This is a genomic window from Neorhizobium sp. LMR1-1-1.1 (assembly GCF_040675795.1).
In the GTDB taxonomy this organism is placed as follows: Bacteria; Pseudomonadota; Alphaproteobacteria; order Rhizobiales; family Rhizobiaceae; genus Neorhizobium; species Neorhizobium cellulosilyticum.
The window spans coordinates 1-255 of sequence record NZ_JBEGHE010000112.1; the positions used below are offsets into that span (position 1 = coordinate 1).

General features: G+C 56.9%; 1 protein-coding gene. It reads left to right on the plus strand.

Features of this window, described 5'->3' with window-relative positions; genetic code table 11:
- A partial coding sequence (locus MRBLMR1_RS30925) for a transposase (RefSeq protein ID WP_500067259.1) occupies nt 1-255 on the plus strand: 255 nt, incomplete at both ends.

Genomic DNA, 255 nt, shown 5'->3' on the forward strand with positions numbered 1-255 from the left:
GCCTTCTTCGCCTATGCGACCAACTACCTGATCGACACAGAGCACGGCGTTATTCTGGACGTGGAAGCGACACGCGCAATCCGTCAGGCGGAGGTCAGAGCATCTCGCACGATGCTCGACCGAACGGTGAACCGCTTCGGTTTACGACCTGGTTATCTCGCTGCTGACAGTGCCTACGGTTCTGCTGACAACCTCGCATGGCTGGTCAAGGAGAAGAAGATAGCACCGCACATTCCGGTCTTCGACAAGTCCAAC